The sequence below is a fragment of the Vibrio porteresiae DSM 19223 genome (assembly GCF_024347055.1).
In the GTDB taxonomy this organism is placed as follows: domain Bacteria; phylum Pseudomonadota; class Gammaproteobacteria; order Enterobacterales; family Vibrionaceae; genus Vibrio; species Vibrio porteresiae.
The window spans coordinates 2,171,204-2,189,378 of record NZ_AP024895.1 but is presented as its reverse complement, the minus strand read 5'-3'; the positions used below and the strand labels follow the sequence as shown (position 1 = coordinate 2,189,378).

Sequence of the window (18,175 nt, the reverse complement as noted above, 5' to 3'; positions counted from 1 at the left end):
AATCAGGATAAGGGTGATTAGATGCGCGACCTGATTTTTTTCTTAGCCTTCTTAATATTGTTTTTTTTCTCACTTCGTCGACCATTTATTGCCGTTTCGTTATGGTTGTGGAGTGGATTATTTGTGCCAGTCTATTGGTTATATGGATTTGCATCACATATTAGCTACAACAGTATATTTGCCGCCACGACTATTATTGGTTATCTCATTTATCGAGGTAAGCCAGCTTTTAAAATAAATCCCGTTTTTTTTGTAGTGATCATATTTTTCTTGCATACCTGTTTAACCAGTATCTTTGCTTTAGCACCAGCAATTATTGTAAAAATAGATTTGATTGATTTTTCCAAAGCGATCTTATTATTTATTTTTATCAGTTTAATCTTAAGAAAGAGACACCATTTCAACTTATTTCTGTGGGTCTTTGTCCTTTCTATCGGTTTTATGGGATTTGTCGAAGGTTTAAAATTTATTGCCTCTGCTGGTGGGCATAGAATTAATGGTCCTTCGGGCAATATTCTTTCCGATAACAACCATATGGCGGTGGCCATGTGTATGACCATCCCCTTTATTATCTATCTCACTGGGGAAACCAAAGAGAAGCTGATTAAGTTTGGGCTGCGCATGATGCTGCTGATGTGCATCATTGCCGTATTAGGCACATTTTCGCGGGGTGGTTTGATTGGGCTGACCATCATCTTGGGTTACTTCTGGCTCAAAAGTCGCCACAAAATTCGCAGTATCTTCGTGCTCATTTTGGCTGCGACGCTGGCGTACAATTTCTTACCTCAGAGTTGGTATAACCGCATGGACACCATCGATAATGCGATGGCCGATGGCTCATTCACAACTCGGGTTAACTCGTGGAAAATCCATACCTTGATGGCACTTGATCGACCATTGATCGGCGGTGGATTCAAAGGCCCGCAAGTGAGTTACGTGTGGCGCATGTTAGCGGTGGATATCGATAAGTTCGATTTTATTCGCACACCGCCACCTGGCGATAAAGGGTGGGCAGCGCACAGCATCTATTTTCAGGTCTTGGGCGACCAAGGCTTCCTTGGGCTGTTCTGGTTTTTGCTGTTTATCCTCTTAGCCTTTCTGCGGCTTTCCTCCATCGAACGCTATTTCGCTAAGTCAGCGGGCAAGGAGAGTTGGCAATGCTTATTGGCGGGAATGACCAAAATTTCCATTCTGGCTTATTGTGTCTCAGGAGCCGCGCTATCGCTGGCGTATCTAGAGATGTTTTATGCCATTTTGGCGGTGGTGGTGTGCCTCGACCAAGTCATGAAACAGAGCGTTGCGAACGAGAAAACAACACACCCAACGGGACACCCAGCAGAACATCAATCGGCATCAATGGCTAATGGGGTGCATCATGAAGCCTAATATTCAAGTCTGCGTTTTTGCTTACAATTTACAGTCGACCATTGCCGATTCGCTCAACAGTTTATTGACCAGTTGCGGTGAGTACCCCGTGCAGGTTTATGTGATGATCAATGGCTGTCGTGATCACACTCTTAGCGTCGTTAGTGAGTTTGCCAAGCGATACCTCAATGTTTATCCCATTGAAATTACTCTGGGGGATAAATCCAACGCGTGGAACACCTTCGTCCATCAATATTATGATGGTGAGTCGATTGCGGTGTTTGCCGATGGCGACCTGACCTTTGCCGAACTCGCCATTGCTCAACTGGTGGATTACCACCTAAACAACCCGCATTTTTTGGCAGTGTCCAGCTTCCCGTGTCTGAAAGGGCGCAGTGCGCAAGCGTGGCGCACTGCGCTGCTGCGTGAACATCAATTTACCGGCAATCTCTATCTGCTTTCCCCACGGTATATTCAGCGGATTGTGGCGAACAACGTCCGTTTACCAACGGGACTGATAGGGGATGACAGCATGTTGGGCTTTCTTACCGCCACCGATTTGTGCAGTGGCAAAGATACACCGCTGGAGAATATCGGCGTGTGTACCGACGCCGTATTTAACTACGAGCCTCTCAACCCGTGGCGCTGGCAGGACATCAAACTCTACTTACGCCGCCGCGTTCGTTACTCAAAACGCCACATGCAGCAAAGCAACATTGTGCCAAAGCTAAAACGCGATGGCCTCGCCGTCATGCCCAAATACGCCTCACAAATTGATACTCTTCCAATCCGCTGGCTCAGCTCAAACGTGCTGTTTGATCTCATCGCCGCTCGAGCAATTCGAAGGGAAGGGAGGCGGTCGGCGGGAAGTTAGTTTGAGCATTTGAGTGAGGAGTGGGCGGAGTGAGTTATGGGGCAACTCATTAATGCCCCATTTCAATTTGAGATATGTATATCTGACATCCTGAATTAACAATATCAACGAGAACTATTTTAGTTATCATGTTTCATATATTTAATTATCTAATAACTATATATTACCATGACAGTTTTTAAATTTTTTACCACTCCCACAAGGACACTTGTCATTTCTATTTACTGAATTGAAATATTTTTTAATTTCTTTTCTTTTAATCATCTTTTCATAATCACCTTCAATTTTAATGATTTTCTTTGATAAAATATCATCTAAAAAAATGTTGGGATGCCAGTTTTTATATATTCTATCTAAGATGAATGAATCAGAGAATGATGCAGCAATCCCTAATAATGGATTAAATGCTCCAATTATGTTTGGGTACAGAAATCTTGTTATTTTTGAGAGCGAGCTTGAAGAAGTTGAATTTAATAGTTCTTTGTAAAAATCGTCTTCATTATAATCTATGGATTTAATCCATTTCCTAAATTCACATGCGATTGACTTATCTCTAATATTTAAAACATCTTTAATCGTTAATGCTCCCTTCTTAAATAAATCGTAAAAGTCAGGAATTCCTTTACGGTTTAGTACACTTTCGAAAGAGTCAATAAATTTGTTGTTATTATCAAGAAAAAATTTAAAACTCATATATTTTACTGAGTATTCGTCTTGAATAATGTTTTCAGCACCTACGGCCTTTTGAATTAGTAATCCATTAAAAACATTACTTACTCTCAATGCTTTTAGGTGGTCAATTGGTGATGCAAAACCATCTTTACCTATATTCATTGCAGTCGCCATGCTTTCATTTTTTAGATCTGATAAAATTTCATTATTGATTAAATTCATACTATTTAAAATGGACTTTTCATAATTTATTTCAATTGAATTATTATCAGTAATGTATCTCCAGTAATTTTGTTTTTTTACATTGAAATGTTTTAGGTTTTTAAAGTTAAAATGCTTTTGGGTTTTCCCAACCAGATAACCTAGATGATTTAAATTAAAGTGATTTTGAGAAAAATCACTGGTAAACTCACCGTAATCTAGTATGATTTTTAACGATTCAGAACTTATGAGTTCTATGGTGTTGTCTGCTCCTAATATTTTTATTATTTTTTCATAATCCTGATATTTAACAAAAATCGTATCGAATAAAAAAAGACAGCAGAATAATTTTCTTATGGCATTCTTATCTAAATCATTAGTTAAATCTTTAGTATTGATTCCTGAAATTAACGGCGTCTGTATCCAACCTTTTCGTTCATTCCACCGCTGTACATTACCTAAAGGATTAGAAAAATTATCAATAAAAATAGCTGACATAGTACCCCCAAAAAGAATTGCAATGTAATCAGTTTAATATAAATTTAATAGAGATAAACACAAAATTCATATCATTTGTGAAAACACATTATTTTAAAGTGTCAGTTCAATCAGATTTCCTAGCTCATTTTTGTCCAAAACCAAGCTAAAAACAGCTCAACCCAATAAAACCAACGCCTCGAATGAGGCGTTGGTTTTATTGGCGGACTCTACATTGCAAAAGTTATTGCGCATAAGACGATTTGCCAGCGTGGGCAGCCAGTAAATGGACGATGGTGGCGGCGTTGGAATCCCAGGTTAGCTGGCGTTGTTCAATGGTTTTTTGTGCAGTATTGCCTAGCCGTTGCATTACATCCCAAATATTCTCACTTATACAACGGTTCTAATACTTCTTCTGTATTCTGTTGTGATGTTTTTAGAGGTGATTGTTCAGTATGTCTATGATGAAAATAATCTCTTATTATTTTTGAAAATAAGTAGCTTGGGCTATTTTTGTCGCTATTTCGATAAGCAATGGAGAGTTCAAGGTTTGGTAATGAAGGATATCCATCACTGTTACCTAGGACTCGAAATTTATCAGTGATTGTACTTTCGAGTACTACTGAAACACAACATCCAGATTTTACTGCCGCGATAATACCGGTGTGACTGGTGCTGCTGAAATTAACATCAAATAAAATTCCTGCTCGGTTTAATGCATCTAATGCAATTTCTCTATCTCCACATCCTTTTGAAAATAAAGCTAAAGGGACAGGGTGCTTTTTATAAACATAGGATGTTGGTGAACATACCCATTGTAATGGTTCTATATGTATAACCTCATGATTGATGTGAGTAGGACATCCTTGGGTTAGAACTAAATCGAGTTTACCTTGTTCATATTTTTCCCATATGTCGCCGCTATAGCCACATTGAATTTCAATTTCAATTTCTGGATATGTTTCTGCACATCTTCTTAATAATTCAGAAAAAAAACAGCTGGCATATGTGTCCGATGTGCCAACTTTTACTCTCCCTTTAGGCAGGTTTTCGGCCATCATAGCTATAGATTTGTCATTAATATCCAAGATTTGAATGGCATATGGTAAAAATAATTCTCCTTTCACAGTCAGCTCTACCATAGAAGTGGTTCTATCAAATAACTTATGCCCAATTTGCATTTCGAGCTTTTGTATTTGTTGGCTAACGGCTGATTGAACTCGATTGAGTCTTGTGGAAGCCTTTGAAAAGCTCTTTAGTTCGGCAACTGTTACAAATGTCCTTAAGATTGACGTATCTAAGTTCATCGGGTCTTATCTCGTTTTGTGATATTAATTATCTTGATTATTAATTTTTACGATTAGTGTTTCCGTGATATCTATATAAAAAATGGAAATAAAGTGTGGAGACAGATATGAGTACAAGAATTGTTGGCAAAAGAGACCTTGCTATGTACGGGGATCTAAGTAAAGAAATCGAATATTTAAATGGTATTCCCAAAGAGAAGTAATTAATGTTTTAAATTTTTTTGGAGTGGGCGGGAAATCTATCCATTTTATAATAGTTCTAGTAGGCATAATCATGGCATAAGATAAATGAACTAGATATTATATTTCTACTATCTATCTAAAATCTACAGAGTTAAAACGTTACTTATTAGACCAGCGTGAATTAAGTGAACGTTTCATCATTAATGAATGGAATTGAAAAGGTGAAATGGCAGATGATTAATTTGGTAAATGTAGCACCATTTATTTTTCTATGTATGTGGAGCAGTGGTGCATTTTTTGTCAAAACAGGTCTAGATTCATCATCTGTCTGGTCTTTTCTAACACTAAGGTCGTTAGGTGCATTTGTACTTATTCTTATAATCTATATTTTTTTAAAAATAAAAAATGAATCTAATAGACAGGAGAGTTCATTAAGTAAAAAAAATGTGATGGTGTTATGTTTGAATGGATTATTTCTACAAGTTTTATATCAGTCATTTTATTTTCTTTCTATTCAACACGATCTTTCTGTGGGATTAGTGGCCTTGGTTTTAGGGTTGCAACCTCTTATCACTCCGATCTTTAGTGGAGAGCGAATCAAAATAAATGGCGTATTATTTCTGCTTATAGCATTTTTAGGTCTATTCATTGCCTTATTTGGTTCTAAAGATTTTAGTAGTTTCAGTTGGTCAGGGTTAGCGTTTGCAACTTGTGCCGTGCTAGCAATTACAGTTGGTTCAGCATATCAAAAGAAAATCGAAGTCAATCCATTAGACTCTGCTTTAGTACAGAATGCTCTAGCATCTATAGTATTTGTTTTGGTTGTTTACTTTAGTGGTTGGGATGTTACATGGAACCTATCATTTGTTGTTTCATTATTTTGGATGATTACGGTGGTATCAACCGGTGCATTACTCTTGCTTTTTTATATGATTAGGCAAGGTTCGGTTAATAAGGTTAGTAGTCTTTTTTATTTTGTCCCGATAGTCACTATGATATTTGACTACTTAGTGTTCAATACTCCAATGCCATCGATGACTATATTGGGTTCATTAATGATTTTAATATCGGTGTTGCTGTATAGAAGATGTTGATTGCTGAATATTCTGTCATTAATGAAGGCACGCTGGTGATAAAGTTACTTCGAATCATAGCGTCAGACTTTTAGTGGTTAAGTAAAACTAGACAGAATTATGATGTTCAATACATATTTTAATGTATAGACAACAGATCATTACCCTAATGCAAAATAATTTCTGTCCAGAGGCGTGCTAGCATGATTACGACTAGCACGTTTGTTACCCTAACTTTTTAGGCAGGAAGTTACCACCGTTTTTTACACTGACATTTGGATTATCTTTCTCATCATAGTAAGTCTATATGTTATCCATGCCACTGGCTGAAAATGTATAAGATCGTCAACTACCCGATAGGCTAAGTAATAATTTAATCAACCAGTTTACTTTAGGCTCTGTCTCCCTGACCTTATGCCAATAGAGTTTTATTTGATAATCCGGTATTGGAAATGGGGGATCTACGTAGGTTAATTGCAAAGTATCCGCTAATGTTTTTATATATATTTCAGGAATCGCAAGAAAATAATCTGTATTTTTGAGTAAGTAAGGAGCACTAAGAACACTTGGCAATGTAATGGCGACATTTCTTTTCTTGTTTAACTTACCAAGAGTAGAGTCAACAATACCGCGTTGTTCGTTCCAGGGTGTGACGAGGATATGAGGATAATTTAGAAATTCCTCTAGCCCCAGTGAGACATTGCTTCTCAACACTTCATGTCGGCTGTCCATCGCAATACTATATTTTCCGTACAACCAGATTGCATTCCCTATATGATTTGATTGTTCAGTTTCATGATCAAAACCAAGTGAGATATCAATTTCCCCTGACTCAAGTTGCTTCGCTGGTATTTGCTCTCCACTTTGTACAAATCGCACACTGATATTAGGAAAATATTTGGCTAGATGAGCCGTTAACTTGGGCATTAGACACCAGGCGCTAAAGTCGTAACCGGAAATCACAAAGTGATGCTGACCAAAACTTGGATTAAAAGGAATGGCACTTTTAAGTCCTGAATATAATAAGTCGATTGCTGGAAGAATGGATTCGGCGAGTAGTTCTGCTTGTTTGGTTGGTATCATTCTGCCACTAATGCGAATAAATAATTCATCATTGAGACGTTCTCTCAATCGAGAAAGACTGTGGCTGCATGCAGACTGGCTTAGGCTAAGTTTCTCAGCAGCCTGGTGAACAGATTGTGTTTTGTAGATGTAGTAGAAGACCTTCATTAGATTCAGGTCGATGTTTTCAAATTTCATCATGAATACGATACAGGTTAATGATGCAAACAATGCACTTAAATCATATCAAGTCAATCAGTATACTGCGAACATTACAGTACATAAGGCCCTAAAATATAATGAATATCCGATCAGCAAAATCTACCGATGCAAGAGTTATTTTGAATTTTATTAAAGAGTTAGCTGAATATGAAGAAGCGCTACATTGTGTGAACGCAACTGAAGAAGATATTGTTTCAAGCTTGTTTAGTGATCATTCTACGGCAAAGGCTATTATCTGTGAGGTTGATAACTGCCCTGTAGGCTACGCGGTATATTTTTATAATTACTCCACCTGGTTGGGGAAAAATGGCCTTTATCTCGAAGATTTGTACGTGACTCCGTCCTACCGTTCTTCTGGTGCGGGGAAATTACTAATGAAAACACTAGCTAATAAAGCTATTCAAAAAGGATGCGGTCGCTTTGAATGGTCAGTTTTATATTGGAATCAGCCAGCTATAGATTTCTATCATCACATCGGTGCAGAAGAACAATCTGAGTGGAGAATCTATCGCTTAACTGGACAAGCCCTGCATAATTTTGCGCTAGGGGTGTGAACGTATTCTGGTATCGTGATTAATCAAAACTCATCGCAAGGATAGAGTATGACCAAAGATTTTCGCATTCGAGCCAAGCTTAAATCGCTCTTGTTCGAGGTTGAAACGGTTAAAAATTAATCTAGGTAGCAATAACAGATTGCACCACTAAACCACTAAAAAACCAACACCTCAAATGAGGCGTTGGTTTTCGTTTGACTCCACATCGCAAAGATTATTGCGCATAAGACGATTTGCCCGCATGGGCAGCCAGTAAATGGACGATGGTGGCGGCGTTGGAATCCCAGGTTAGCTGGCGCTGTTCAATGGTTTTTTGCGCTGCATTGCCTAGCTGTTGCATTAACTGCGGTGATTGGATGAGGGTTTCTAAACAGGCGAGTAGGGAGGCTTCTGGGCATTGGTCGTCAAACAATAGCGCGTTGTGTTGATCGGTCAGCAGTTCGCGAATATTGGGTGTGTTGGGAGCGATGATGGCTTTGCCACTGACCATATATTCCAGCACTTTAAGTGGCGAAGCCCACGGGGTAACGGCCGGTTGCAGGGCAATATCAAATTGCGCCAACCAATAGGGCATTTCATCTCGTTCAACAAGCCCGGTGCTGTGAAAATTATCTTCCATATTGAGTTGTTTAGCTTGCTGCTTAAGCGCCTCGATAACCGGCCCATCACCAATGATGAGTAACATGAGGTCTGGATTATTTTGCTGCGCAATCAGATCCAGCACTTGGTCAAGGTGGTGCCATTCACGACAAAAGCCAACAAAACCAATTACACGTTTGTTGGCAAACTTGGCATCACGAAGGATAGGCGAGTGAGTGCCAAAGCGAGTTGGGTCGATGCCATTGGGCACTACGGTAATACGTTCGCGCGGCACACCAGCTTGCTCAATATAGTGCGCCAACACGTCAGTAACGGGTAATACGTGGTCGGCGTGACGCCAAGCATAATACTCGGTCCACTTGGCAAATTTCTCGAGTGCGATGCCGCCATATTTCTTGCGTTCATCATACAGCGGTGAGTTCACCTCAAGTACCAGCGGTAAGCGAAATAGGGTCTTCGCCCAAATCCCAGCGGGCAGAAATAGGTTATACCGTTCATAAATCGCATCGGGTTGATGGCGTTTAATCGCCATGCAGAGCTTAAAAAACGCCAAGAATGCGTAGCCAAACTCCATCAACTCAGACAATCCTTTCGGCAACATGGCGCGCAGTTTCGACATCCAACCGCCGTCGCTACCAAAATCGGCGGTTTGCGCTATCTGTGGGGCGACCAAAATGACCTCATGTCCCTGACGAGTCAGGGCATTAATGATCTCTTCCACGTGGACATACTGTCCATCTTTAGAGGCGATGCGGTGGTGATAGAGTATTTTCATTGCACAGTCTCAGCGGTTAACACGGGAACGGGTTGATGATTCACAATGGCATTGAAGATGCGATACTGCGCCTCCGATGTGCTTTGCCAAGTAAATTGCTCGGCATAGGCTCGGGTTTGGCTTCGTACTGGCAGGGTGTCCAACAGGTCAATAATGCCTTGGCGCAAATCATTGGCCGTGCGTTTAACCAGTCGGCCAGCCTCGGGTGTTTGCACCACTTCGGGGGTTCCCCAAATATTGGTTGCCACCACAGGCGTGCCACAAGCCATCGATTCTAATAGCACGTTGGCCCAACCCTCGCGACTTGAAGCAAGCACTGAAAGATCCGCCGCGCCATAATATTCAGCTAATTCAGTTTGGCTTAAACTGCCCAAAAACCGCACGCGTTGGGCCATGCCTGCTTTGTGCACTTGGCGCTCCAACGCTTTACCATCTGGGCCACTGCCTGCGATGAGCAAGGTGACATCGGTGAGAGATTGCACGGCGTCAATCACCAAATGGTGACCTTTTCTTTCGATCAAATGACCGGTTGAGATGATGACCGGCGAATGCTCAGGCAACGCAAGCTTTTGCCGTAGCAGCAGCTGTTGGTGCTCATCTTGAAAAGCAAACAAATTGAGATCGACCCCATTGCGCAAAGTCGACACATGAGTCGGCTCGGCACCTAAATCGATCATGCTTTGACGCAGTGCTTCACACACCGCCATGGTGTGGTTTGCCTGCCAGAACACTTGCTGAATCTGCTTTCTTGGTTTGGCAAAGTCGGGGATCAAATTGATGTCCGTTCCTCGGGCTGTCACGGTAAAAGGTTTATTTAACTGTTTGGCAACTTTGGCTATTGCCACCCCATCAGGGTAAAAATAGTGACCATCAATGAGGTCGAAATCGAAGCCCTCTGCCAGCAAGCGTTTGGCTTGGCGTAATACCGTATGAGCCAGCGTTTGCGGTGTGAGTGTCATGCCGATTTTGGGCACTACAAAATAGCGGGGATGATACACCTCCATGCCAAACCGCACTTCACAATCGGGCGCGTTGGCGTACTGAGCATAATCACCAAACAGTGGATGCTTAAATGGGAAATAAGGGATCGGCGCGATCACTTTAATCTCCACATCGGGATACTGACGGCGTAACTGCCTTAAGCGGGTTTCGATAAAAACACCATGTTTGGGGTTGTTAACATGGGGAAAAAGAGTCGTGACTGTGAGGATTTTCATCACTAAGCCTGCCGATTTAAAAATTGACCGAACATCAAAAGACACCATAGCGCATCGCTATGATCACTTCGTCCACTGATATGGCTGCTCACTAGCTGTTTCAGCGCTTCTGGTTTGAAATAACCGCTATCGAACATGCGTTCTGAGAGCACGGTGTGGTGTAACTTTTCTTGTAATGGCCCACGAAACCATTGCGCAATCGGGATACTAAAGCCCATTTTGGGTCGATACAAAATGTTGTCATCGACGTAAGGTTCGAGGGCTTTTTTGAACGCGTATTTGCCTTGGTTGCCATGGATATTTGAGCTGTTGGCAATCGAATAAGCCCATTCGATCAATTTGTGATCCAGCAGCGGAGCACGGGTTTCTAACGAGTTTGCCATGCTGGCGCGGTCGATTTTAGTGAGAATGTCACCGGCTAACCAAGTTTTGATATCCAGATACTGAATGCGTTTTAACGGGTCGTCCGTAGGCGATTTTTGCGCATGATGTTTAATGATTTCTAGCCCTGAGTACCCGTTAAGCGACTTATTATATTGCGCACTAAACAGCGCCTTTCTTTGATCGTGACGCAGCCGCGACATGGTGTTGCCATAGGCTTCAATCGGATTCATCGCGAGGGATTGAAAGGTCGTTTTGGCGCGCAGAAACTGAGGTGCCCAGTCGGCTTTCGGGTAGACTTTTCCCAGCAAACCAAAAATCGGCTTACGTACCGCATAAGGCAACGAGCCGCGCAGCTGTTGTTCGGCAAGCTGTAAGCGATAACGGCGATAGCCAGCAAACACTTCATCACCACCATCACCCGTCAACGCCACCTTCACCGATTGACGAGCCAATTCACACACTCGATAAGTAGGCAGTGCGGAGCTATCAGCAAAGGGCTCATCGTAGATATCGGTCAATTTATCAATGAGATCATACTCATCACCAGAGACCACTTTTAAGGTGTGATGGGTGCCATAACGCGTGGCGATTTGCGCCGCGTAATCACTTTCATCATATTGGCTTTCATTGAAACCGATGGCGCAAGTATTGATAGGTTCATTTTGATAGTGCGCCATCATGGCAACCACCGCGCTGGAATCGACGCCGCCGGATAAAAACGCGCCTAATGGTACATCGGCCATCATGCGGATATTCACTGCGGCTTTGAGGTGATCGATAAGTGATTGCTGAGTTTCATCCCAAGTTTGAATCGTCTCTGGAGTGGGTAGGTCCCAATATTCCACGGGACGAACTGCGCTTCCTGGCGAGAGCAGTAGATAATGCGCGGGTTCTAATTTGAAAATATTTTGGTACGCAGTGTAAGGGTCGGGCAGGTAGCCAAACATCAAAAACTCTTCGGCCAATTCGTGACGTAAGGTTTTATCCACATCGGGATGGCCCACTAATACTTTAAGTTCCGAACCAAAGATAAATTGACCCCGCTCGGTTTGCGCATAATAGAGAGGCTTTTTGCCGAGGCGATCACGGGCAATAAAAAGCTGCTGACTCATTTGATCCCATAAGGCAAAACAGAACATCCCTTGAAACCGTGATAGGCAGTCGACGCCCCACTGTTCCCACGCATGCACAATCACTTCGGTATCCGATAAGGTGGCAAATTGGTGACCAAAGTTGACCAGCTCAGCCACTAACGATTTGAAGTTATAAATTTCACCGTTAAACACCACGCAGACCGAATGGGTTTCATTAAACACCGGCTGATGACCACCGGAGAGGTCGATAATGGAGAGGCGACGATGAGCAAGACCGATATTGCGATCAAAGAAATAGCCTTCATCATCGGGGCCGCGATGGCTCTGCAAACGGTTGATACTTTGCAACAGCGCTTTGTCCACGGGGGGCGCTTGGTGGATATTGAAAATGCCAGAGATCCCACACATGTTAATACTCCATTTTTACCGCAGTCGGACGAGCGGATTTGCTCAGTGATAGCGGCTTTTCAACACAGACGAACAGCCCAGTGGCGACCACCCACGTCATGAAAAAGACCGGAACCACCCAAAGATACAGCTCAACATCCCATTGATGATGAGGTGCAACCTGCGTTGCCAGCACAAAGAAGAAACACTTAAGAGTAACGCCATGAATTAGGTAATAGGAGTAACTCATGTTGCCATAGCAGCGCAGTAGAGGTGACGAGCACAATTTAGCGAGCCAAGTTTGCGTATCAAAACAGCATAAGCAGACTAAAGAAAAGCCGATAAACAGCAGCAATATATCGAGTTTTTCGGCAAGGCCGACCCAGCGAATCAGCACCAGCAGAGCCAGTGTGACTGGGAAAATCCATGATCCGACGATGGCGCGATAAGGGGCTCGCGCTTGAAAAATCTCATAGACCAACATGCCGCCAATAAACAGCAGCATCTCACTGTGTGAGTCGTAACCAAGCAGCACCAGAAGGTATCCGAGCAGCGCCGCACTCGATAAAAACGTGATTCGCTGCGTACGCGACCAGTGTTTGAGCTGAGTGACGTAAAGCAGAGCAGGAACCATCAGATAGAAGAACAGCTCATAGCTTAAACTCCAGCTGACAGTGACAATCGCTTCGATTGGCAACATTCCAGGCAACATCAGTAAGTTAGCTAGCACGTACCCTAAACCGGCCAGCCACTCATTAGGCAATTTGCTCTCTTGAGGAAAAACAAAAGAGAGGCAGAGATACAAAAGCAGCACCACCAGAAACGTTGGATAAAGGCGTTGTAAGCGACGCTTAATATAGGGAACAAATGGGCGGTCTTTGCCCATCAACATGCCGTAGATTAAAAAGCCGCTGATGATAAAAAACAGTTCAACCCCTTTGGAACCCAAGTGGCGGTAATAGACAATCCAATCCCAAGTCAGTGAGTCTTGAGCAATCCACGGGGTGAATTGGGCGCAATAGTGCACAATAAACACCATGAACGCGGCGATAGCACGCACCCCTTCGAGTGGCGCGATGGTTTGATGTGAACCATGAGGCACTTCATACAGTGAGAAGCAGCGATGTGTTATCTGTGACAGCGAGATACTCATTCGGTCAGCCTCTTATGGATGCAACTCAACGCTGGGGAGCGTACTCACCGTCGTGATGGCTTGATTTAAACCTTCACCATTAAGACGGGTGCTGGAAAAGGCCACCAATTCGGCCATTACTGGGCGACGACTCAGCCGATAGTAAAGTTCATAGAGTTTAATTTTCAATGGATTAGCAGAGTAGTGTTGGTTAATCCGATACCAAAAGATAACGGTGCGATATTGGCCGCGAGTATTAACCAGAGATAACTCCTGCGCTTCATGCTGATTAATGGATACGGTGCGTTTTTGGCTCAGCGTCCAGTTATCTTCGCTGTAGAATTTATTACGGCTGCTGATGACCTCAGCCTCTTCTTTGCCACTGAAATACTGAGCCGTAAAGTATTCGCTTGAGCCATTATTAGCAACGGCGAGTAAGGATTGATCCGCCTTAGGAAACTGGATTTCCCAACCCGAGGTATTGATGGGGTGGTAGTCATTCGGCAATAACATCGGGATCACCTTGGCACTAGGTGCAACGGGTTTGGCACTGATGCTTGCCCAGCCATAGGCGGCGAGCGCTAACACAATGATGATGGCTTGAGTTTGCACTCCAGATGTTGTCTTAATCATCGTTGAATCCGTGTCCGCCACTGGCAAAGAGTCTTCAGTAGCAGGTTCATCACGTAGCCAATAGGCAATAAAGAACGTACACAGAGTCACTAAGCTAAAGAAGAGCCAGCCGTAGACGAGGTGATCGACACCAGAGGCGTATTTCATATCAATGAAATTGCCAATCATGATGATGCCAAACACGCGTAATCCATTGGCAATGATTGGGAAAATAAAAGAGAAGATCACAAACGACCAAAACTTCCACTGCTTTTGAAAAAAGACGTGGGAGAAAAGGGTTCCAAGTGCCAAGCTGGCGATCAAAAAGCGAATGCCGGAGCAGGCTTCTGCGATTTCAAACTGACCATTGGGCACAGTGAGATATAACCCCTCACGAAACACAGGCACATCAAAAAGCCGAAGTAGCACCAACGCCATATCGGTGGTGACCTGTTGTAAAAACGGAACCAGCTCTTCACCAAACGGAATAAGAAACCACAAGTAACCAATGACAAAGAGATTCTGCTTCGCCGCTTTTGTGCCAATCAGTGACCAGATGATGAGTTGCAAACTGGTGATTGCCGCCACATGTTCAAAAAAAGCGATGTTCGCAGTGCGCCCAATAACCCATAAGGTCAACGGAAACACCAAAAGCAATGCAGGTAAGCGAGCGAAAGCCACCTGAGTGCTAAGCAGTTGCTCTTTCTTTTGCCAAAGCAGCCACAGACAAATAGGAATGATCAAATAGCAATGTTCGTAGGTCTTGGATTGACCCCAAACACTGACCATATTCTCTAGGGATGAGTAGAATAGCGCCACCCACGCCAGCAGCGGTAATCCTAATCGTAGTGCCCACTTAGTGCCCATGACGAGTTCCTAAATAACTCAATAACGGATTGAGTTTGGCTGGCCAACTGTAGGTGGATTCTAACCACGCCCGTGATTGTGTCGCGCTGTGCATGGCATCGCTCAGCTTGGCAATAACCCAAGGGGCGATCTCTTGTGGTGAATCCGAGACAAACACATCGGCCTCTGGATAGTCCTCAATTCCCTCAATACCCAGGCCAGTGGTGAGCACTGGTTTTTCCATTGCCATCGCTTCCAAAATTTTGTTTTGAATGCCGCGGGCAATTTGCATCGGGGCGACCGCGGCTTTGGCGTAGTGCAAATAGGGTCTGACATCTTCAACTCGGCCAGTCACCACCACGCCAGGGACGTTTTGCAGTTCCTGCACCTCTTTGGTTGGGGATGAACCGACAATGTAAAACTTACTGTCGGGCAGTGCTTGATGTACTTTCGGCCATATCGCTTCGACAAACCAAGTGACCGCATCGGCATTAGCCCAGTAGTTCATCGCTCCTGTAAAGATCACGTAGTTTTGCTTACTGATCGGGTAGGGCTCACTCAAGGTTTGCTCTGCTTGCGGAGAGAAAAACTCACAATCGATGCCATTGCCCAGTGTTTGAATATGCTCGTGCAGCGCAGGCTTATCCCCTAACATCTCGCGAAACAGTTGCGTTTCGTTGTCGGAAATAAAGCAGCTCACGGCAAAGCGGTTGGCAACGTACTGTTCAAATTTTTCCAGAGTTCGGTGCTCGCGTTGGTAGACCCAGCGCATCACACCGGTTGCTTTTTCAGCGTACTGACGCCATTTGTCGGAATCAATGTCGGCAAACTGAATCACTTTATGCAGTGAGCTCATCTCATCACCCAAAACGTATTGCGCCATGCAGCCTGAGTAAATAAAGGCTTTATGAATTTGTTGAGTGCGCACGGTATCTTGTACCCACTGCTGCATCTTTGGATGGTAATAGTAGGGCAAGGTGATGGGTTTACCGGTGAAAAACGCTTTAAGGCCTTTGACCTTGGCCAGTTGGGTGTTGAGATCGATAAACAGTGTCTCTTTACAGTAACTCTCAACATCACTGATATATCGATGGTCAAACGGATCATCGATAAAGCATCCCAGATAAATATCGTAATACTGACTCAAAAACTTCAGCGTATTACAGGTCGTAATTTTATCGCCTTTGTTGGCGGGAAAAGGGATGCGATGGCATAGGTATAACAGCTTCTCTTTCATAACGCTTACCCCAGATACTTCGATAGATTAGGACCAATAGCTCGACTAACGCCAAGCGGCATCCGTTTCCACAAGTTAATGAACAGGCGATATTTGGGATTGTTCGGCGATAGGTTGGGCAAACTGTCACTTTTGACTAAGGCGATTTTGTAATGCAATAGCTCTTCCTGCATACCCCAGTTTTTCTTGTAACTGTAGGAGCCAGAGTCGTGTTTACTGCGGCCAAAATCGAACTGAGTTTTGCCTTTTTCATGGGCTAAACACATCAGTTGATAGTACATGTAGTCGTAGCTTTTCAGTTCGCGCGCTTCAAATTTGCCTCCGCCATAATAAGGCAGCACAGCATCTTTGTAGTAAAAGCTCAGCACGCTAGAGACCGGTTGATTCTCTTTATCACGAATGATTAAGGTGTGACAGCGCTCGCCGAAGGTCTCTTTTAGTGTGCGAAAGAGCTTTTTGTTAAACACAGGCGTGCCGAGGTTACGTACACTTTCGGCGTAGACGTCGTAACACAAATCTGGATCATCGTGTTCGTCCCAACTGAGTTCGTTGGCAAATGAGTGACGCACGACGGCGCGCTGTTTACGTTTTATCGATGTCAGAATCTCATCTGGAGTGTTGGCAATTGGGCACGAGAAGGTGGAATGATGGCAATGCACTTGCCATGGCTCTTTCGATTCACGTTGATAACGATCGCGCAGTTCAACGTAGTCGACGTTCAGTTCGCAACCTAATAGATAGGCTTCGGATTCCAATTGCATCCGAATTTCATCGTTGTCTGCAATCACTCCGCCATAAACACAAAAAGGAGTTGAGATCAGCGCATGACCAAACAGCATGCTTTTTTGTTGGACCAGTGGCAACACACCAACAATCTTGCCTGCTTGAACGGCCATTAAATAGTGAGGTTTGTGACGAAAAACCTGAGTAATTACGCGAATCCAACCGGACAGATGAAAGAAACTGCCTTCAGGGTGCTGGTCGACGTATTGGTCCCAACGCTCATACTCTTTTTCGGTCAGAGGTTGAATAATCGTTGTTTGCTGCATTCTATTAGCCATTAAGTTGATAAGCGTGACTGACGGTGTCCCACTGAAAATCATTCAGTAAATGGGTCAGGCGTTTTTCCATTTGTCCCAGATTCAGGTAATGGCGAAAACGTGACTTGAGCGGAATGCCGTGCATTCGAGGCTGCTGTGCGTCAATCTCCCACGGATGGAAGTAAAAACAGAAAGGCTGTTCTGTTTGAGTAATGAACTGATTAATCAGATATTTACTCATTGAGTAAGGATAAAGGCGAAAAAAACCACCGCCACCAATCGGCAGTTTAAAGCCGGTACTGGTATTGGTGGGTAAGGGAATCTCGATAATGCCTTCTGGGCGGCGATATTTGAGGCGTGGCCAATCTGGCGCGCCATACAGATCGCGTTTCACCGGGTAAGTACTGCTGCTAAAGGTAAAGCCCACCTCTGCCAGCACTTCAAATACCCATTCATTATCTGGATTGACGGAAAAACTGGGGGCGCGATAGCCGTGTACCGCCACACCACTGACCTGTTCCAAGAAAGATTTTGAGCGATACACGTCTTCTTGGAACACTTGACGAGATTGGGTGTTGGCACGCTGGTGGGCGTAACCATGACTTGCCAACTCGTGTCCTTGTTCCACGATTCTGCGCACCAATTGTGGACAATGCTCAGCGACCCAACCCAAGACAAAAAAGGTGGCTTTGGTTTGGTGTTCATCAAATAGAGTCAGTAATCGTTCAGTATTACGTTCGACGCGTACTTCGTATTTTTTACCCCAGTCAGCAAACTGGATCTGTTTTTCAAACGCTGCAACTTGGAAATAATCTTCTACATCCACAGTCATTGCATTACTGCGTGGTTGACTCATTAATC

The 18,175-nt window shown here is 43.5% G+C and carries 16 protein-coding genes; 4 read left to right on the top strand and 12 right to left on the bottom strand.

Annotation, left to right across the window (positions count from 1 at the left end; genetic code table 11):
• Nucleotides 1-21: 21 nt before the first annotated feature.
• Nucleotides 22-1,386 carry a putative O-glycosylation ligase, exosortase A system-associated gene (locus OCV11_RS09875; RefSeq protein WP_261892691.1) on the top strand — a complete coding sequence of 455 codons (1,365 nt, stop codon included), beginning with the start codon at nt 22-24 and terminating at the stop codon, nt 1,384-1,386.
• Nucleotides 1,376-2,239, top strand: coding sequence for a glycosyltransferase (locus OCV11_RS09870; protein ID WP_261892690.1), 864 nt, complete (start codon nt 1,376-1,378; stop codon nt 2,237-2,239). The genes OCV11_RS09875 and OCV11_RS09870 overlap by 11 nt, the downstream gene beginning before the upstream one ends.
• Before the next feature lie 156 nt (nt 2,240-2,395).
• Here OCV11_RS09870 and OCV11_RS09865 read toward each other — a convergent pair whose 3' ends face one another.
• From OCV11_RS09865 to OCV11_RS09855, 3 genes are all read right to left on the bottom strand, one after another.
• Nucleotides 2,396-3,610: a YecA family protein gene (locus tag OCV11_RS09865; RefSeq protein ID WP_261892689.1), complete on the bottom strand. Its 1,215-nt coding sequence runs from the start codon at nt 3,608-3,610 to the stop codon at nt 2,396-2,398.
• 223 nt (nt 3,611-3,833) lie between these two features.
• The gene (locus OCV11_RS09860) at nt 3,834-3,959 is read right to left on the bottom strand and encodes a hypothetical protein (RefSeq protein WP_261892688.1); all 126 of its coding nucleotides are present in this window, start codon (nt 3,957-3,959) and stop codon (nt 3,834-3,836) included.
• A gap of 16 nt (nt 3,960-3,975) precedes the next feature.
• Nucleotides 3,976-4,896, bottom strand: a complete 921-nt coding sequence (locus OCV11_RS09855; RefSeq protein ID WP_261892687.1) for a LysR substrate-binding domain-containing protein — start codon at nt 4,894-4,896, stop codon at nt 3,976-3,978.
• Nucleotides 4,897-5,312: 416 nt separating this feature from the next.
• Between OCV11_RS09855 and OCV11_RS09850 the strand changes: the two genes are divergently transcribed.
• Nucleotides 5,313-6,173, top strand: coding sequence for a DMT family transporter (locus tag OCV11_RS09850; protein ID WP_261892686.1), 861 nt, complete (start codon nt 5,313-5,315; stop codon nt 6,171-6,173).
• 324 nt (nt 6,174-6,497) lie between these two features.
• Here the strand turns inward: OCV11_RS09850 and OCV11_RS09845 are convergent, their stop codons facing one another.
• Nucleotides 6,498-7,415 carry a LysR family transcriptional regulator gene (locus OCV11_RS09845; RefSeq protein ID WP_261892685.1) on the bottom strand — a complete coding sequence of 306 codons (918 nt, stop codon included), beginning with the start codon at nt 7,413-7,415 and terminating at the stop codon, nt 6,498-6,500.
• A 98-nt stretch (nt 7,416-7,513) separates the two neighbouring features.
• On the opposite strand from OCV11_RS09845, the gene OCV11_RS09840 reads away from it, so the two are divergent.
• On the top strand, nt 7,514-7,990 hold the full coding sequence (locus OCV11_RS09840; RefSeq protein WP_261892684.1) for a GNAT family N-acetyltransferase: 477 nt from the start codon (nt 7,514-7,516) through the stop codon (nt 7,988-7,990).
• A 214-nt stretch (nt 7,991-8,204) separates the two neighbouring features.
• On the opposite strand, the gene OCV11_RS09835 is transcribed toward OCV11_RS09840, so the two are convergent.
• Genes OCV11_RS09835 through OCV11_RS09800 form a run of 8 tightly spaced genes read right to left on the bottom strand, consistent with a single transcriptional unit; the run spans nt 8,205 to nt 18,170 of the window.
• Nucleotides 8,205-9,365 carry a glycosyltransferase family 4 protein gene (locus OCV11_RS09835; protein ID WP_261892683.1) on the bottom strand — a complete coding sequence of 387 codons (1,161 nt, stop codon included), beginning with the start codon at nt 9,363-9,365 and terminating at the stop codon, nt 8,205-8,207.
• Nucleotides 9,362-10,582, bottom strand: a complete 1,221-nt coding sequence (locus tag OCV11_RS09830; protein ID WP_261892682.1) for a glycosyltransferase family 4 protein — start codon at nt 10,580-10,582, stop codon at nt 9,362-9,364. Before OCV11_RS09830 ends, OCV11_RS09835 begins: the two co-directional genes overlap by 4 nt.
• Before the next feature lie 2 nt (nt 10,583-10,584).
• Nucleotides 10,585-12,468 (bottom strand): XrtA/PEP-CTERM system amidotransferase, encoded by a 1,884-nt coding sequence (locus tag OCV11_RS09825; protein ID WP_261892681.1) that lies wholly within the window; start codon nt 12,466-12,468, stop codon nt 10,585-10,587.
• Between the two features lies 1 nt (nt 12,469).
• Nucleotides 12,470-13,600, bottom strand: a complete 1,131-nt coding sequence (locus OCV11_RS09820) for an acyltransferase family protein (protein ID WP_261892680.1) — start codon at nt 13,598-13,600, stop codon at nt 12,470-12,472.
• Nucleotides 13,601-13,612: 12 nt separating this feature from the next.
• Nucleotides 13,613-15,058, bottom strand: coding sequence for an exosortase A (gene xrtA / locus OCV11_RS09815; protein WP_261892679.1), 1,446 nt, complete (start codon nt 15,056-15,058; stop codon nt 13,613-13,615).
• Nucleotides 15,048-16,274, bottom strand: coding sequence for a TIGR03087 family PEP-CTERM/XrtA system glycosyltransferase (locus OCV11_RS09810; RefSeq protein WP_261892678.1), 1,227 nt, complete (start codon nt 16,272-16,274; stop codon nt 15,048-15,050). Before OCV11_RS09810 ends, xrtA begins: the two co-directional genes overlap by 11 nt.
• A gap of 5 nt (nt 16,275-16,279) precedes the next feature.
• Complete coding sequence (locus OCV11_RS09805) at nt 16,280-17,323, bottom strand: FemAB family XrtA/PEP-CTERM system-associated protein (RefSeq protein WP_261892677.1); 1,044 nt, start codon at nt 17,321-17,323, stop codon at nt 16,280-16,282.
• Nucleotides 17,324-17,327: 4 nt separating this feature from the next.
• Nucleotides 17,328-18,170, bottom strand: coding sequence for an XrtA system polysaccharide deacetylase (locus OCV11_RS09800; RefSeq protein WP_261892676.1), 843 nt, complete (start codon nt 18,168-18,170; stop codon nt 17,328-17,330).
• Between the last annotated feature and the right edge of the window lie 5 nt (nt 18,171-18,175).

Coding starts and splice junctions, on each gene's coding strand:
- OCV11_RS09875 (WP_261892691.1), top strand. CDS start 22: ATGCGCGACCTGATTTTTTTCTTAGCCTTCTTAATATTGTTTTTTTTC.
- OCV11_RS09870 (WP_261892690.1), top strand. CDS start 1,376: ATGAAGCCTAATATTCAAGTCTGCGTTTTTGCTTACAATTTACAGTCG.
- OCV11_RS09865 (WP_261892689.1), bottom strand. CDS start 3,610: ATGTCAGCTATTTTTATTGATAATTTTTCTAATCCTTTAGGTAATGTA.
- OCV11_RS09860 (WP_261892688.1), bottom strand. CDS start 3,959: ATGCAACGGCTAGGCAATACTGCACAAAAAACCATTGAACAACGCCAG.
- OCV11_RS09855 (WP_261892687.1), bottom strand. CDS start 4,896: ATGAACTTAGATACGTCAATCTTAAGGACATTTGTAACAGTTGCCGAA.
- OCV11_RS09850 (WP_261892686.1), top strand. CDS start 5,313: ATGATTAATTTGGTAAATGTAGCACCATTTATTTTTCTATGTATGTGG.
- OCV11_RS09845 (WP_261892685.1), bottom strand. CDS start 7,415: ATGATGAAATTTGAAAACATCGACCTGAATCTAATGAAGGTCTTCTAC.
- OCV11_RS09840 (WP_261892684.1), top strand. CDS start 7,514: ATGAATATCCGATCAGCAAAATCTACCGATGCAAGAGTTATTTTGAAT.
- OCV11_RS09835 (WP_261892683.1), bottom strand. CDS start 9,365: ATGAAAATACTCTATCACCACCGCATCGCCTCTAAAGATGGACAGTAT.
- OCV11_RS09830 (WP_261892682.1), bottom strand. CDS start 10,582: ATGAAAATCCTCACAGTCACGACTCTTTTTCCCCATGTTAACAACCCC.
- OCV11_RS09825 (WP_261892681.1), bottom strand. CDS start 12,468: ATGTGTGGGATCTCTGGCATTTTCAATATCCACCAAGCGCCCCCCGTG.
- OCV11_RS09820 (WP_261892680.1), bottom strand. CDS start 13,600: ATGAGTATCTCGCTGTCACAGATAACACATCGCTGCTTCTCACTGTAT.
- xrtA (WP_261892679.1), bottom strand. CDS start 15,058: ATGGGCACTAAGTGGGCACTACGATTAGGATTACCGCTGCTGGCGTGG.
- OCV11_RS09810 (WP_261892678.1), bottom strand. CDS start 16,274: ATGAAAGAGAAGCTGTTATACCTATGCCATCGCATCCCTTTTCCCGCC.
- OCV11_RS09805 (WP_261892677.1), bottom strand. CDS start 17,323: ATGCAGCAAACAACGATTATTCAACCTCTGACCGAAAAAGAGTATGAG.
- OCV11_RS09800 (WP_261892676.1), bottom strand. CDS start 18,170: ATGAGTCAACCACGCAGTAATGCAATGACTGTGGATGTAGAAGATTAT.